At 38.4% G+C, this 15,044-nt stretch carries 15 protein-coding genes; 10 read left to right on the top strand and 5 right to left on the bottom strand.

Annotated features, from left to right (window positions below; all coding sequences use genetic code 11):
- The first annotated feature begins 226 nt into the window (after positions 1-226).
- The gene (locus tag RWU19_RS04660) at positions 227-1,387 is read left to right on the top strand and encodes an NAD(P)-dependent oxidoreductase (RefSeq protein WP_123837661.1); all 1,161 of its coding nucleotides are present in this window, start codon (positions 227-229) and stop codon (positions 1,385-1,387) included.
- On the opposite strand, the gene RWU19_RS04655 is transcribed toward RWU19_RS04660, so the two are convergent.
- Entirely contained in the window at positions 1,364-1,504 is a 141-nt protein-coding gene (locus RWU19_RS04655; protein WP_002321042.1) for a hypothetical protein, read from the bottom strand. The genes RWU19_RS04660 and RWU19_RS04655 overlap by 24 nt on opposite strands.
- On the opposite strand from RWU19_RS04655, the gene RWU19_RS04650 reads away from it, so the two are divergent.
- Positions 1,505-3,364, top strand: coding sequence for an LTA synthase family protein (locus RWU19_RS04650; protein WP_123837660.1), 1,860 nt, complete (start codon positions 1,505-1,507; stop codon positions 3,362-3,364).
- A 109-nt stretch (positions 3,365-3,473) separates the two neighbouring features.
- Positions 3,474-3,908: a hypothetical protein gene (locus RWU19_RS04645; RefSeq protein WP_002310078.1), complete on the top strand. Its 435-nt coding sequence runs from the start codon at positions 3,474-3,476 to the stop codon at positions 3,906-3,908.
- Between the two features lie 256 nt (positions 3,909-4,164).
- Here the strand turns inward: RWU19_RS04645 and RWU19_RS04640 are convergent, their stop codons facing one another.
- Together RWU19_RS04640 and RWU19_RS04635 are read right to left on the bottom strand one after the other, a co-directional pair.
- The gene (locus RWU19_RS04640; RefSeq protein ID WP_185022583.1) at positions 4,165-4,326 is read right to left on the bottom strand and encodes a hypothetical protein; all 162 of its coding nucleotides are present in this window, start codon (positions 4,324-4,326) and stop codon (positions 4,165-4,167) included.
- Positions 4,327-4,344: 18 nt separating this feature from the next.
- Entirely contained in the window at positions 4,345-5,367 is a 1,023-nt protein-coding gene (locus RWU19_RS04635; protein ID WP_123837659.1) for a lactonase family protein, read from the bottom strand.
- 127 nt (positions 5,368-5,494) lie between these two features.
- Between RWU19_RS04635 and RWU19_RS04630 the strand changes: the two genes are divergently transcribed.
- Positions 5,495-5,848, top strand: a complete 354-nt coding sequence (locus tag RWU19_RS04630; protein WP_002291472.1) for a PTS glucitol/sorbitol transporter subunit IIA — start codon at positions 5,495-5,497, stop codon at positions 5,846-5,848.
- Positions 5,849-5,859: 11 nt separating this feature from the next.
- Positions 5,860-7,026 carry an AI-2E family transporter gene (locus RWU19_RS04625; RefSeq protein ID WP_002291475.1) on the top strand — a complete coding sequence of 389 codons (1,167 nt, stop codon included), beginning with the start codon at positions 5,860-5,862 and terminating at the stop codon, positions 7,024-7,026.
- A gap of 88 nt (positions 7,027-7,114) precedes the next feature.
- On the opposite strand, the gene RWU19_RS04620 is transcribed toward RWU19_RS04625, so the two are convergent.
- Positions 7,115-7,735: an NAD(P)H-dependent oxidoreductase gene (locus tag RWU19_RS04620; protein ID WP_002315726.1), complete on the bottom strand. Its 621-nt coding sequence runs from the start codon at positions 7,733-7,735 to the stop codon at positions 7,115-7,117.
- A gap of 188 nt (positions 7,736-7,923) precedes the next feature.
- Positions 7,924-8,220: a rhodanese-like domain-containing protein gene (locus RWU19_RS04615; protein ID WP_002291478.1), complete on the bottom strand. Its 297-nt coding sequence runs from the start codon at positions 8,218-8,220 to the stop codon at positions 7,924-7,926.
- Positions 8,221-8,423: 203 nt separating this feature from the next.
- Between RWU19_RS04615 and RWU19_RS04610 the strand changes: the two genes are divergently transcribed.
- The 5 genes from RWU19_RS04610 (at position 8,424) to RWU19_RS04590 (ending at position 15,014) form a co-directional block, all read left to right on the top strand.
- Positions 8,424-9,074 (top strand): TetR/AcrR family transcriptional regulator, encoded by a 651-nt coding sequence (locus RWU19_RS04610; RefSeq protein ID WP_002287269.1) that lies wholly within the window; start codon positions 8,424-8,426, stop codon positions 9,072-9,074.
- 15 nt (positions 9,075-9,089) lie between these two features.
- Positions 9,090-10,817 carry an ABC transporter ATP-binding protein gene (locus RWU19_RS04605; protein ID WP_002314103.1) on the top strand — a complete coding sequence of 576 codons (1,728 nt, stop codon included), beginning with the start codon at positions 9,090-9,092 and terminating at the stop codon, positions 10,815-10,817.
- Complete coding sequence (locus RWU19_RS04600) at positions 10,814-12,706, top strand: ABC transporter ATP-binding protein (protein ID WP_123837658.1); 1,893 nt, start codon at positions 10,814-10,816, stop codon at positions 12,704-12,706. Before RWU19_RS04605 ends, RWU19_RS04600 begins: the two co-directional genes overlap by 4 nt.
- A 204-nt stretch (positions 12,707-12,910) precedes the next feature.
- The gene (locus RWU19_RS04595; protein WP_123837657.1) at positions 12,911-13,780 is read left to right on the top strand and encodes a VOC family protein; all 870 of its coding nucleotides are present in this window, start codon (positions 12,911-12,913) and stop codon (positions 13,778-13,780) included.
- A gap of 208 nt (positions 13,781-13,988) precedes the next feature.
- Entirely contained in the window at positions 13,989-15,014 is a 1,026-nt protein-coding gene (locus RWU19_RS04590) for a serine hydrolase domain-containing protein (RefSeq protein WP_002291488.1), read from the top strand.
- The last annotated feature ends 30 nt before the right edge of the window (positions 15,015-15,044 follow it).

Below are 15,044 nucleotides of genomic sequence, written 5' to 3'. Positions count from 1 at the left end.
TTGGCTTATCATCAATGTCAGCTAACTGAACACCATTTATCAAGAAATCTCACCCACAATATTTTGCTCTCAAAAATAAGGCTTATGGCAGTAACTTGTCATGGCCTTATTTTTATCACTAAGCCTACTTTGCTCTAACTGCTATTTTTGCTTCTAGGAAGTCAAATGGTAAACAGTTGTCTAATTGCAAAAATTTCGAGATACTTGTTAGTAAGGAGGGGGTTTTATGTATCACGTTCATTTGATTGATGCTATTCCAGAACAAGAGATAGAAAAGTTACAAGGGGAATATTTCAAAATAATAGATGATTTGCCAGCCGAAGGAATAGTCATTCGTAGTACGAAAGTGAAAGACGAATGGCTTACACCAGATTTGCTAGCAATTTCAAGAGCTGGTGTTGGGGTGAACACGATCAATGTTGAAAAAGCTTCTGAAAACGGGACGATCGTCATGAATACACCAGGTGTAAATGCTAATGCAGTAAAAGAGCTTGTTTTGTGCTGTTTGCTCTTATCTTCCCGTCCGATAATCGAAGCAAGTCGTATGGTACAAACACTAACAGGTCCTAATATTTTAGAACAGGCAGAAAACAAAAGAAGTGCTTATGTGGGACGAGAGTTGCAAGGCAAAACCATTGGCCTTCTTGGTCTTGGCGCGATAGGTACAAAAGTAGCGCTAAGTTGCTATGGCTTAGGGATGGATGTCTTGGGTTATTCTATCCGCGATGCCCAGTTGGATTATGTTCGGCAAGCAGATTTAGAAACAGTTCTTTCTGCCTCGGATTACATCGTAGTCATGCTGCCATTGACAGAAGATACAAAAGGATTGATTGATCAGGTGAATATAGAAAAAATGAAAAAAGATGCTGTACTTATCAATGTAGGAAGAAGTGAAATCGTTGATAAATATGCTGTTATGCAAGCATTGGAAAAACAACATCTGGCCAAATACGTGACTGATTTTCCAGAAGAAGAGTTCTTAGAAAATGACCGTATACTTATGTTGCCTCATCTAGGGGGATCGACTCAGGAAGCTTTGGCAGACAGCGGACGTTTGGCAGTTGAAGCCTTAAAAGATTATCTTTTGTTCGGTACGGTTAGAGAAGCGGTCAATTATCCATCCGCACGAATGTTTTTCCAAGCGCCGTTTCGATTCACTATATTTTATCAAAAGAAAACCAATATATTAGCAGAGATATTTTCTCTGCTGAATGAGAACGAACTAGCGATCGCAGATATATCGCGAAACCATAAGAATGAGCATGTCTACATATTGATTGACATAGACAGTACTGATTTTGAACAGCTCAATCAAGTGAAACAACAGCTAGAAAAAATTTCTGGAATACGAAAGGTCCGCTTATTAAAGAAACCAGAAAGGCCATAAAGAAAGAGAATATTTGGATTTCATTAATTCTTCTTTCCGTTCTTTACTTTCGAATTTCGTACAACTAAAATAAGAGAAACAACATTCTTTTATTGATAGAAATGAAGGAGCAAGCATTTGAAAAGATATATAAGCAGACTTTCAACCAAACAGAAAAAGATTTTAAAAGGAACAGCAACGATCATCAGTATCTTTTTTCTTGTTGTTTTTAGTAATTTGTTTTTGCAGTGGTGTCAAAATGATCTATCCGTAGACCTTGCGTTGAAATTTGCTTTTTCTTGGCATACGGAAAAATTCTTCTTAGCCTGTCTCGTCTTGCTGATCATTCTTATTTTTCTGATTGCACTAGCAGGATCTGTCCCTTTAGGTTCCCTTACGTATGTCGTAGCCATCGGTGTATTAGGTTTTGCAAATTATATGAAAATGAGTTATCGGCAAGAACCGATTTATCCAGACGATTTGAAGATGATTACTGAAATCGGATTGCTGAAAGATATGACCGGCACTATGCTGTTTACAGTGATCTTAGCTGCCGCAGGAACCGTGCTAGGATTGTTTTGCTGGTACATGTTTCGAAGCCTGAAAAAAGGAAGGCGATTCCAATTGATCCGATTAACGACACTGCTTGTGGCAATTGGACTGCTAGGGTATATCAGTAATTTCAACAATCCCGATAATTTGTTGCGAAAAGCATATAATAAAACGGCACTATGGATACCTTACAGCCAGAAAATGAACTACTATAACACTGGTTTTATCGGTGGGTTTTTGTACAATCTGAAGGTAGAACCAATGGATGAACCTGAAGGATATTCGAAAGAAAAGATCAAAGAAATCACTGAAAAATACCAGAAGCTAGCCGATGAAAAAAATAAAGCTGTAGAGGAAGAGTCGCCGAACATCGTGTTCGTGATGAGTGAAAGTTTCTCAGATCCTAGTCGATTAAACGGCGTAGAAGTATCTGGTGAGCCATTGGCAGATTATTATGAAGTAGCTGATCAAACATATAGTGGCAATATGCTTTCTCAAAACTATGGCGGTGGAACAGCAAATATCGAATTCGAAGCATTGACTGGTTTTTCTATGGCGTTGTTTAATGCGCAACTCACCACCCCTTACACGATGCTTGTACCAAAAATGGATCAGCTTCCTTCTATCGTTTCAGCGTTAAACGCACAATCATACCAGACGACAGCGATACATCCATACAATACTTCGATGTATAAAAGAGAGGATGTTTATCAGACATTAGGATTTGACCAGTTCATCAGCGAGCGTACGATGACCTATACGGATACGATAGAGAATAATCCATATATTTCTGATGAGTCAGCATACAAAGAAGTAATGACACTTCTCAAGGAAGAAAAAACACCTCAGTTCATTCATTTAGTCACGATGCAGACACATATGCCTTACAATGGAAAGTATGATAGACTGGGCTATTCTGCAGAAATTTCAGATGGAAGTGGGACGCTTGACTTAGAGAATTATCTGCAAGATATTTCCTATAGCAGCACGGCACTGAAGCAGTTCACGGAAGAATTGAAGAATCTTTCTAGAAGGACTCTAGTTGTTTTTTGGGGGGATCATCTGCCAGGGATCTATTCAGATACCATCCAAGCCAAAAATGATAAACAAACATTACATGAAACACAATTCTTGATGTTTGACAGTAAAGGGAAATTAGAAAAGCAAACGACTCAAGATGCAATCACCAGTCCTTTTTATTTTGCAGCGAATCTAATGGAACAGACGAATCAGACAACGAATGGCTTTTATCAGCTGCTTTTATCATTAGAACAAGAACTTCCGGCGTTTGAACGAGAACTGTACTATCAAAACGGACAGTGGTATAAAGAAGCGCAATTCAATCGCTCGCAACAAGAGATTTACGACGAATATCAATTGATCCAATATGACATTGTCGCAGGGAAACAATATAGTTTAGCAGATGGTTTCTTTGAGCACGAATAAGAATGGCGAGCTGTATAGAAACCATTAAATTTTTTCAAGTACTTGTCATTTGCGGATAAAAACAAGTAGAATAAATAATAACAACAATGGAGAAAGTAGGAAAACGAACATGTTACCGAATATTGGCTATTATGTGCAGTCCATCGATCAAATCGTCAAGGAAACAGAAGCAATCGGAGAAGGAATGCATCCGAAATATGAAGTGATCAGAAACGCAATCGATGAAGGAAAAACAAGTGAACTAGACAGATCGACCCTTGAAGAGACCGTCCAGTTATTTGAAGAAGGAACAAAAAAATATCGAGCAATGCTCAAGAAAGTCAGTACATTGCGCCCACCAGCAAAAGCAATGGGCATTCATAAAAATTTTGAAAAAGCTTATCTTTCATATGTAGCAGGCTGTGAAGAAATGATTCAAAGTATTGATCTTGAGTCAGGGGTAGATAAAGATTTATTCAATACATCTGAAGCAAAACAAGACCAAGCGACTGACCAATTGACAGCTGCCATCCAAAAAATGACTAATTTGTTATTGAAAAAATAAAAGAAAAATTTGATGACAATAAAAACTAGAGTTATCTAATATAAATGTAATATTGTCTTTATGATAGAGTAAACAAAATCCTTTATGATAAGAACATACCTATAACCAACAACCTTGTACTTACTCAAAATTGAGTAAATACTCCTTTTCCGCAGGGTCTAACCAACTCGGCGGTTTTTTTATTTATAGAAAAGGACATCAGAACAGACGAAAAAGTCTTGCGCTGATGTCCTTTTCAGATAGTATGGAAGGTTGATTAGTTTTCTACATTCCGTACATATTGTTCAAAGTAGTTCTGTAAAACGGCTTTGAGTTTCTGATATTCCTCTTCGCTATACTCTTTATCTTCGATTTTCCCATCAAAGAAAGGAATATTCAGTTCTTCCCGCAGCCTGTCTAATACGTCTTGCTGATTCATTTTATTCTCCTTTTCTTGCTAACGATCAAAATAAACACAGACACATTCTGGTGCATAGACATCTTTTTGCAATAATTCCAGTAATCCTGTTTCAGGATGACGGCGGTATAATGTCAGATTATCGGTATTCTGATTGGCACATACGACAAAACCATTGCTTGGATCTAGTGCGAAATCGCGAGGAGAATCTCCTTCTGTTGAGATGATTTGTTTATTTTGGATGTGAGAACCATCTTCAGAAACTGCGAATACGGCAATCGAGTTGTGTCCCCGATTAGAAGCGTAAAGGAACTTGCCATCATTGGAAATGCGAATAGCAGCCCCTCCATTTTCACCGTCGAATTCTTCTGGCAAGGTCGATATTTTCTGTAATTCTTCAAAATCACCTGTTTCTTTATCATAAGAAAGCACTCGGACTGTGCTGTCTAATTCACCAAATAAATAGGCGAATTGTCCATTCGGATGAAAGACGAGATGGCGAGGTCCTGTTCCTGGCTCTGCAGTGAAGGTAGTTATAAGATTCAATTTGCCGTTTTCGGACACATCATAAGTATACACACGATCTGTACCAAGATCACATACGGCTAATCGTTGGTCAGGAGTCAGATCCGTATAATGGACATGCGCATGATCTTGGTTTTTATGAGGGCCTGTCGCTTCTTGATGGAATACTGAATCCGCTGCTTTCAGCTCGCCATCTCCTAATATGTGATAGACATTTACTTCGCCTTTATGGTAGTTGGCCCCATAGAGCAATTGCCGTGTTTCATCAACCGCTACATAACATAAAGGAGCCCCAGACTCTGTTACCGCATTCAAAAAACGAAAATCCTTATCGTACGCACCGGCACCACCTAATCCGTCTACACTGGTAACCGTGTAAAGATTGCCAGCTTTGCTTTTTGCTAGGTAGGTAGGGCTGTTCTCTTCAACAGCCAATGAAAGACTGGATAATTCTTCTTTTTCTGTATCAAGATCGATCGTATAGATTCCTTTGCTTTCGCGCCGTGTATAGGTTCCTAAAATTATCTTTTCGATCATATGAGATGATTCCTCCTAATGGTAATGAAATAGTTTTCGTTTTTATTCTATCACATAATTATTCCCCACGGCTAAAGAATGAGAATGTGTTATACTGTTTTTGAAAGCAAGTAAAGGAGAGAGTGCGATGATTCAGGCAACGATTACAGAAATTGGAACAGAAGCAATAAACAAGGAAGAACCGATGCTGATTTTGTTCGATAAAACAGCAACAGCTGCCTTGCGAAAATATTCGGTGATTCAAGAGGTGTCGAAAGACGAACCTTTTTCTTTGAAAGCAGGCGGAACGATTACTTTTGACGATCAGTCGTATACAATCGATTATGTCGGTCCGATGGCCAATGGAAATTTAGAGACGGTAGCTCACGTATCATTGATTTTTGATACCTGTCCAGAAGAAGGACAAATTGCAAACGGAATCTATCTCCATCCGCATGAACTGCCTGCTATTGGTTTGGGAAGCCAAATTATTTATAACTAACGGGAGGACTTATGGAAGGGAAAAATAAGAAGAACAGACCGGTGTCTTGGTTTTGGCGCTGGTTTTTAAATAATCAAGTGGTCACAGCTTTACTTGTTGTATTGTTAATATTGCTGATCGTCTTTTTATTTACAAAAGTTTCTTATTTGTTTGCACCGATCTGGCAATTTTTAGCAATCGTAGGACTACCTATCATTCTAGCAGGCATCTTGTATTACTTGATGAATCCAGTAGTTGATTACTTTGAGAAGCGAAAAGTACCAAGGCTCTATAGTATCATTGGGCTGTTTGTTTTGGTCGTTGCATTAATCGTATGGGGAAGCGTAGTGATCATACCTAAGATCCAGGAACAAACAGTCAGCTTTATCAGTAACTTTCCTCAATACGTTGATACGATCGATAATAAATTGACCGAGATCTTGAGAGACCCGCTGTTCAACCAATTTCGAGAACAGTTGGAAACAGCAGGTGATAAGTTCATGAATTCAGCAGGTGATATGATCCAAGACATATCTAAGAGTACAGTTCAGAGTCTTGGGAGTTTTGTTGGTGCGGTAGCGACTATTTTAGTAGCTTTGCTGACGATGCCGTTTATCTTATTTTATTTATTGAAAGATGGTAAGCGATTAGCCCCTTATTTCGTCAAGTTTTTACCAACACGCATGCAAAAACCGACGTTGAATGTGCTGAGTGAAATGAATAGTCAAGTTTCCTCATATATAAGAGGGCAATTAACTGTGGCTTTTGCTGTGGCAATCATGTTTATGATTGGTTTTGCAATCATTGGTTTAGAATATGCTGTCACGTTGGGAATCATTGCAGGGTTCTTGAATCTGATCCCATACTTAGGCTCATTTTTAGCAATGATTCCAGCCATCTTTTTAGCTATTGTGGCAGGTCCATTCATGATCATCAAGGTACTGATCGTTTTTGCAGTAGAACAGACAATAGAAGGACGCTTGATCTCTCCGTTAGTATTGGGAAATCAGTTAGCAATCCATCCAGTAACGATCTTATTAGTGCTGCTGACGTCAGGGAAATTGTTCGGGATCGTTGGTGTGATCTTGGGGATTCCTGTTTATGCAGCAGCTAAAGTAGTGATCACTCATGTTTTTGAATGGTATACAACGATTTCTTCTCTTTATGAAGAAAATCCGTTGAAAAAGCAGAAAGAATAACAAAAAGAGACAGAGGAAAATATCCAAAGCACAAATGTTGCTTTGAAGATTTTTCCCTCTGTCTCTTTTATATACATTTACCTCAATTTTAAAATGATTTACCTAAAGCAGCAGCTTTATCTAATGCATTTTGCATCAACTCATCTGCACGGTCAGGGTCATAATCGATTCCTTCGATGAATAGTTGTTCTACTTGATCGATGCCTACAAAGTTCAAAATACCTTTTACATATTGAGAGGCAAAGTCTTGTCCGTTGTATACACCGCCATTAGATTGGATGTGCAGTGCTTTTTTACCTGTCACTAATCCTTCTGGCCCGTTTTCTGTATAGCGGAACGTTTTTCCAGCTACATTGACAGTATCGAACCAAGCTTTTAATTTTGTTGGGATATTTAGATTCCATAAGGCGTTTGCGATAACGACTTTATCAGCAGCAAGGAACTGCTCAGTCAATTCATTGAAACGAGCGATTTTTTGTTGTTGACTTTCTGATAAGGAAGTGAATTCTGCACCAGCACGTAATGCTTCCCAACCTGATAATAATTCTTCATCAATTTCTGGAATATCATCGCGATAAAGTTCCAAAACAGTCACTTCATCATCTGGATGATTTTCTTTATAACTTGTTAAAAAAGACGTCAATGCCTTAACTGTACGTGATTCTTCTGCAGTTAGGGGATGACCTTTGACTACTAAAACAGATGCCATATGCTTACCTTCTCCTTTTATTGCTATGATTGTTATAACTATGACTAACAAAATCAGTTTACTCGAAAAAGAAAAGGCTATCAAGTCATATTGATAAGGTTGAAGAATAAATAACTAAAAAAACAGGATATAAAAGAAGCTGTGACACGATTTTTGTCACAGCCCCCTTTGAATCTAACAAGCAATGTTCAAGCAACGCTTGACTGAAGAGCTTCCATCCCACCAATGATATAAACAGCACGAAATCCGCTAGCAGTAAGTTGATCGGCTAATGCTTCTGATCGTCTGCCTGTGTAGCTTAGAATATAATAAAGTTTTTTTGGATCTAGATTTTTTAATTGTCTTGGCAAGATAGCAGCGGGGATAGAAAGCGAGTGGCTCAAGTGTTTTTTTGTGTAATCTAAAGTATTTCTTGTATCTAAAACGATGCTGTCAGCATCGAGAGGCAATTTATTGAAGTCTTGGACACTAATTGATTGGGCCATTTATCTCATCCTTTGTTTAGTATGTGGCTATTTTAATGGGCAGCTCTCATTAATTCAAATGGAAGGATTCCTCTTATCACTTTTTTAATGTATCGGATAATAATGAAAAAAACTATGCAAATGTCTTGCAAAACAGGTGGGAGGTGTTATAATGACATAGCGTCATATGACAATGTGTCATCTTAGAAGAAAGGAGGATCCATATGCCGACACAGACATTTTTCCATTTGCCGAAAGAAAAACAAAAAAGGTTAATTGAAGCGGCGAGAATCGAGTTTTCTAGAGTACCTTTGAAAGAAGCCTCGATCGCTAATATCGTCAAATTAGCGGATATCCCTAGAGGCAGTTTCTATCAGTATTTTGAAGATAAAGAGGATCTTTATTTTTATTACTTTGAGACAATGAGACGTGACAGCTCTAAAGATATGTTGCAACTAATGAAAGAATCCGATGGTGATCTATTCAAAGGATTCGAATCCTATTTTTCTAAAATGATTTATGAGATTTTGGAAGGTGAGAATGCTTCTTTTTATCGTAACTTGTTTATGAACATGGATTACCGTGCCTCAAGAAAAGTCGCTCCTCATACGAGTCGCCAAAAAACGCCTCATGATCCACATAAAGAACACAAACAAGATGCAAAAGAGTTGCTTGAATTGATTGATCGGACGAAGTTGAAAGTAAAAAATGATCATGAATTGGAATTACTGATCCAATTAGTGATGAATACTGTATTTACAACAATTGCGCATTCGTATCGCTTATTTTCAACATCTGAAGATTACTCAGTAGAGCAAGCAATCAGTGAATTCAATTTGAAACTTTCTTGGCTGAAAAACGGAGTATATAAATAGAAAGAAGGGAACTAGATGCTAAAAATCGTAAAACGGATCTCCTTGACTTCAGCAATTGCAGCTGCAGTTTTCATGGTGATCCAAGTACTGGCAGATTTATATTTGCCGACACTTACCTCCAATATTATTGATAAAGGGGTAGCGCAAGGAGATGTCGATTATATTTGGCATACAGGTTTTGTGATGATCGGCTTTTCTTTGATCAGTATCTTAGCTGCTATTGCAAATACATTTTTTGCTACTCGAGAATCACAGAAACTGGGTAAGCAATTGCGTACGGATGTCTATAAAAAATCAGAGAGCCTGACAAAAGATGCGTTTGACAAATACGGAACGGCCTCTTTGATCACAAGAACAACCAATGATGTGACTCAAATCCAAATGGTCACACAAATGTTTTTACGTATGATGATCAATGCACCAATCACGTTGATTGGCGCGAGTATACTTGCTTATCAAAAAGATCATCAGTTGACAAAAATCTTCTTAGTCGTCATCCCAGTAATGATTATTTTGATTGGCGGAATCATGTATTTTGCTGTTCCATTATTCAAAAGCATGCAAAAGAAAACTGACCGTTTGAACTTGGTATTTCGAGAAGGGTTGACAGGTGTCAGAGTCATCCGCGCATTCGATAAGACGCGCTTTGAAGAAAATCGTTTTGATTTAGCGAATAAAGACTATACAAATACGGCAATCAAAGTGAATACGATCGTCGCATTGATGATGCCGATGATGACATTGATCATGAGCGGTACAAACGTAGCAATCACTTGGTTTGGTGGACACTACATAGCAGATATGACCTTAGAAGTCGGTAATCTGATTGCATTTATGACTTATGCGATGCAGATCTTGATCAGCTTTATGATGCTTTCCGCTATTTTCATCATGGTACCTCGTGCACAAGCTTCAGCTGACCGTATCAATGAGGTGTTGGATGAAAAAATCGGTATCCATGACCCTGAAAATCCTAAAACCGTTTCTTTTGCTGGAAAAGAAGCAACATTGGCCTTCAATCATGTCAATTATCGATATCATGGAGCAGAAAAACTTGCATTGGAAGATATTGATTTTCAAGCTAAGTCAGGCGAGATCGTCGCAATCATAGGAGGAACTGGTTCAGGTAAAACGACCTTAGTCAATTTGATCCCCCGATTATATGACATCGAATCTGGTTCGATCCAAATAAACGGAACGGACATCAGTGAAATGACTCAATATAATTTGCGGGAGCTAATGGGCTTTGTTCCTCAAAAAGCAGTTCTTTTCTCTGGAACGATCCGAGACAATATGCAGTATGGTAAGCCGGATGCAACAGATGAAATGATTTGGAAAGCGTTAGAAATCGCACAAGCTAAAGATTTTGTTTCAGAGATGGAAGATGGATTAGACAGCCATGTGGAACAAGGAGGAGGAAACTTCTCCGGCGGACAAAGGCAGCGTCTAGCAATTGCACGGGCATTAGTCAAAACAGCAGACATTTATGTGTTTGATGATTCCTTCTCAGCATTGGATTTCAAAACGGATGCCAATCTTCGCCAAGCATTGAAAACGAATATGAAAGAAAGTATCACGGTTTTAGTTGCTCAACGAGTAAGTACAGTAATGGATGCAGATATGATCCTTGTACTAGATGAAGGAAAACTAGTTGGCAAAGGAACACATGAAGAACTATTGGCAACAAATGAAACTTATCAAGAAATCGTTCATTCACAACTAAGAGAGGAGGACTTAGCATGAGTAAAACAAACACACGTCCCTCTCACGGACCAGCAGGCGGTCCAGGACACGGCGGACCTGGCAGGAATCTCGGTGTAAAAGGGGAAAAGCCTAAAAATTTCTGGGGAACAGTACGCCGATTGTTTGGCTATATGTCTAAACGTATGGTTGCAATCATCGCTGTATTTATACTAGCAATAGCAGCCGTGATTTTCCAAATCCAAACACCAAAAGTTTTGGGGAAAGCAACTACAGAAATATTCAAAGGTGTAATGGCTGGCGCGCAACAGATGCAACAAGGGCAACAAGTAACAAAATTTCCGATAGATTTTGATAAAATTGCGCAAATCATTGCAACAGTAATCGTGATGTATTTGATCTCAGCTGTATTCAACTTTTTACAGCAGTTTATTATGACACGTGTTTCACAGCGGACAGTTTATGAGTTGCGTCATGACTTGGAAGCCAAAATGAATCGTGTACCGATTTCCTATTATGATACACATACAAATGGCGATATCATGTCTCGAGCAATCAATGATATGGATAACATCGCAAGCACGCTGCAACAAAATTTGACTCAATTTGTAACTAGTGCAGTCACATTGATCGGGGTCATCGTGATGATGCTTTCAATCAGCTGGCAATTAACGTTAGTCGCGTTATTGATGATTCCTTTAAGCTTGATCATCGTTATGGTCGTTGCGCCAAAATCACAAGTGTTTTTCGCAGATCAGCAAAAAAGTTTAGGTTTATTGAATAACCAAGTAGAAGAAACATATGGTGGTCATACGATCGTTAAAACATTCAATCATACTGAAAAAGATCAGGAAGTATTTGAAAAAGAAAATCAGAATCTGTATGCCGCTGGTTGGAAAGCTCAATTTATTTCGGCAATCATCATGCCGTTGATGAATTTCGTTAAAAATCTAGGCTATGTGTTCGTCGCTGTACTAGGCGGAGTAAAAGTTGCAAATGGGAACATGACATTAGGGGATGTTCAAGCATTCTTACAATATACGACACAGTTCTCTCAACCAATCACTCAACTTGCAAGTTTGATGAACACTATCCAATCAACAGTTGCTTCAGCCGAACGGGTATTTGAAGTGTTGGATGAAGAAGAGATGTCCAATGAAAAATCTGGCCTTCCAGAAGAAAAAGATACACCATACAAAGTTCGTTTTGAAAATGTTCAATTCGGCTACACACCAGATAACTTGCTAATGACTGATTTCAACTTGGATATCAAACCTGGTGAGATGGTCGCTATTGTAGGGCCAACCGGTGCAGGAAAGACGACACTGATCAACCTTCTTGAACGGTTTTACGATGTTTCTGGAGGCAGTATTCGTTACGATGGTGTAGATACCCGTGACCTTTCACGTGATGAATTGCGCGCACAGTTTTCAATGGTACTGCAAGATACTTGGCTGTTTACAGGAAGTATCTATGACAATATCAAATATGGGAACGACGATGCAACAGATGAACAAGTCATTGAAGCTGCTAAAGCCGCTCACGTAGATGATTTTGTTCGTAAATTGCCAGAAGGATATAACACTGTATTAAACGAGGATGCAAGCAATATTTCGCAAGGGCAGCGTCAGCTGATCACTATTGCGCGGGCATTCTTAGCAAATCCGGATGTCCTGATCCTTGATGAAGCAACATCTAGTGTAGATACACGAACAGAAATACTGATTCAAAAAGCGATGAATCGCCTATTGGAAAACCGAACAAGTTTTGTTGTCGCTCACCGCTTGTCTACAATACGCGATGCAGACAACATTATTGTGATGAATCATGGTTCGATCGTAGAAACTGGAAACCACGATACATTGATGGAAAAAGACGGATTCTATGCAGATCTTTATAACAGTCAGTTTTCTGAAGAAGAAGCTTCATAGAAACGTACAAATTTATTATTTTTCTTTACCGCATGAAGCACATTTCAAGAAAATGAGTTTCATGTGGTTTTTTACTCATTTATTTATAAAAAACAAGTAAAATGCGAAGTTTCTCACACTTTTTTTAACAAAATCAAAGTTATTGCTTGAAAGAAGAAGAATCCATCGTTAAAATAAAGCTTGACGTAGAGGGGAGCAAGAAATATGAGAGATTTTCAATTGGGGGCTGCCACCTATTTAAAAAGTGTAGCCATTCGGGTGAAAGACCGAGATAAAATGATTGATTTTTACAAGAACGTTGTTGGCTTTGATTTGAAAAGAGAAGAAAACGAATTAGCCATTTTAGGAACAGAAGAAGCTGGAAGTGAAATGTTGCTGTTGGAAGAAAGTCCTAGAGCGAATGATCACATGGGGGAGATCAAAAAGCTGAACCGTTTCTCATTGATTATCCCTAGCACAGAAGAAATGGCAGATATTCTTTGCCGTATTCGTAAAATGAATTATCCAATCAAAGAAGCTTTAGAAGATCATGGACGTATGGGGATCTTACTCGTAGACCCAGAAGAGAATGAATTAGAAATTTACCATGAAGAGAATAAGAATCACCAAAGAGAAGTTCCAGAGACGATGGATCAAGAAGCGTTGTTAAGAAAATCTGAAGAAAAATTCAGTAAACTAACAGCAGGATCTTATTTTGAAAAAATCCATTTAAATGTTACTGATTTAGCAAAAGAACGCCAATTTCTTAATCGTATCCTTGGTTTGAAGGTACATAATGAAGAAGAGGGCATCCATGTATTGAATGAAGGAGATTTCCATGTTGGATTGACAGAAGCAAGTGGTGGTGCCATCGATTTGCCTACAGATGAAGTGATTGGCCTTGATTTTCTGAAATTCATGATTGATACTGAAAGCATGGAAGGACTGATTGCTCACTTGCAGCAATTATCAGTCGATTTCTTCTTGGACAAAAAGCATACAGTACTCACAATCTATGATGCCATAGGAATCGAATGGTGGTTCGTCAGTGAGCCAAAAGAAAAGAATAAAACTGACATTCGATGCGACGCTTAACTTTTTCTTTCTTAACGATTGTCGCATGTCTCGTCATTTTATGAACGGTCATACTATTACTTGTTCTAGAGATAGAAAGAGCAAACGGTATACCGAATGAAACTGCGTGGTTTTCCGCGCAGTTTTTTTTGTGTAAAAAGGTTGATTCCTCATAGATTAAGCTTTAAGCTTGGACTGTAAGAATTTGACAGAAAAGCAGGAGAAGAAGATGTACCCACAAACGAAACAGCTTATTTTGAAAAAAATGGAAGAAGGATTTTATCCAGGTGTAGCAGCCGCCTTCATCAAAGAAAATCAAGTAGAATCATTTACAGCTGGCTTTGCCCAAGTCGTTCCTGAAAAACAGCCGATGACAGAAGATCTGTTGTTTGATGCAGCATCACTGACGAAAGTCGTTGCAACCACTTCATTAGTTTTGCGTCTATTAGAAGATGGAAAAATAGAACTCGATCAACCACTGCATAAATATCTTTCTGAATTTGAAAATCAGACAATCACTTTGCGTCATTTACTGACACATACTTCTGATATCAAAACATGGATACCAAACAGAGATGAGCTATCTCAGGAAGAATTGATTGCCGCTTATTTGAAGCTAGAACCAGGTGAGCAACTAGGAAAAGAAGTAAAATATACAGATGCCGGAACGATTCTTCTTGGATTGATGCTGGAAAAAATTTACCAAGAAACTGCAGTGGAAATCTTTCAAGAACAAGTATTGGAACCATTAGGAATGATGAACAGCTTATTTCTTCCTTTTCCTTCCAAAAAAATCGTTCCCACAGAACAACTGCCTTCGGGTGAGGTTTTGTGTGGACAAACTCATGATCCGAAAGCAAGAGTTTTAGCTGAACATGCAGGAAATGCTGGGCTCTTTATTGATTTGAACGACAGCATTACTTTTGTCCAAATGTATTTGAACAAGGGAAAAATCAGTAATGGTCGGTTTTTAGAAGAAGAAACGATTGATTCTTTGCTACAAGATCAAACTCCAGAAAGAAATGGCTATCGTTCTCTAGGGTGGGATCTAAAAAAAGATGTAGGAGACGGTCATGCGATTCTTTTTCATACTGGTTATACAGGTACGTTTTTCTTGATTGATATAAAAACACAAGAAGCGTTGATATTTCTGTCCAATCGCGTACATCCTGTCGATCATCGTGCGGAGTATCTCATATGTCGAGATGAAATTGTTGAAAACTTTTTGAAAGAGAAAGCGGTATTACAGAAATAATGCTATAATAGCTATGAAAAATGAGAGGAG

Source organism: Enterococcus sp. 2STP (assembly GCF_032465635.1).
Classification (GTDB): Bacteria; Bacillota; Bacilli; order Lactobacillales; family Enterococcaceae; genus Enterococcus_B; species Enterococcus_B lactis.
The sequence above is the reverse complement of the archived record's forward strand: the minus strand, read 5'-3'. Positions and strand labels throughout refer to the sequence as shown.

Excerpts from the sequence above, each read along its gene's own strand:
- RWU19_RS04660 (WP_123837661.1), top strand. The coding sequence starts at position 227 with ATGTATCACGTTCATTTGATTGATGCTATTCCAGAACAAGAGATAGAA.
- RWU19_RS04655 (WP_002321042.1), bottom strand. The coding sequence starts at position 1,504 with ATGCTTGCTCCTTCATTTCTATCAATAAAAGAATGTTGTTTCTCTTAT.
- RWU19_RS04645 (WP_002310078.1), top strand. The coding sequence starts at position 3,474 with ATGTTACCGAATATTGGCTATTATGTGCAGTCCATCGATCAAATCGTC.
- RWU19_RS04640 (WP_185022583.1), bottom strand. The coding sequence starts at position 4,326 with ATGAATCAGCAAGACGTATTAGACAGGCTGCGGGAAGAACTGAATATT.
- RWU19_RS04635 (WP_123837659.1), bottom strand. The coding sequence starts at position 5,367 with ATGATCGAAAAGATAATTTTAGGAACCTATACACGGCGCGAAAGCAAA.
- RWU19_RS04630 (WP_002291472.1), top strand. The coding sequence starts at position 5,495 with ATGATTCAGGCAACGATTACAGAAATTGGAACAGAAGCAATAAACAAG.
- RWU19_RS04625 (WP_002291475.1), top strand. The coding sequence starts at position 5,860 with ATGGAAGGGAAAAATAAGAAGAACAGACCGGTGTCTTGGTTTTGGCGC.
- RWU19_RS04620 (WP_002315726.1), bottom strand. The coding sequence starts at position 7,735 with ATGGCATCTGTTTTAGTAGTCAAAGGTCATCCCCTAACTGCAGAAGAA.
- RWU19_RS04615 (WP_002291478.1), bottom strand. The coding sequence starts at position 8,220 with ATGGCCCAATCAATTAGTGTCCAAGACTTCAATAAATTGCCTCTCGAT.
- RWU19_RS04610 (WP_002287269.1), top strand. The coding sequence starts at position 8,424 with ATGCCGACACAGACATTTTTCCATTTGCCGAAAGAAAAACAAAAAAGG.
- RWU19_RS04605 (WP_002314103.1), top strand. The coding sequence starts at position 9,090 with ATGCTAAAAATCGTAAAACGGATCTCCTTGACTTCAGCAATTGCAGCT.
- RWU19_RS04600 (WP_123837658.1), top strand. The coding sequence starts at position 10,814 with ATGAGTAAAACAAACACACGTCCCTCTCACGGACCAGCAGGCGGTCCA.
- RWU19_RS04595 (WP_123837657.1), top strand. The coding sequence starts at position 12,911 with ATGAGAGATTTTCAATTGGGGGCTGCCACCTATTTAAAAAGTGTAGCC.
- RWU19_RS04590 (WP_002291488.1), top strand. The coding sequence starts at position 13,989 with ATGTACCCACAAACGAAACAGCTTATTTTGAAAAAAATGGAAGAAGGA.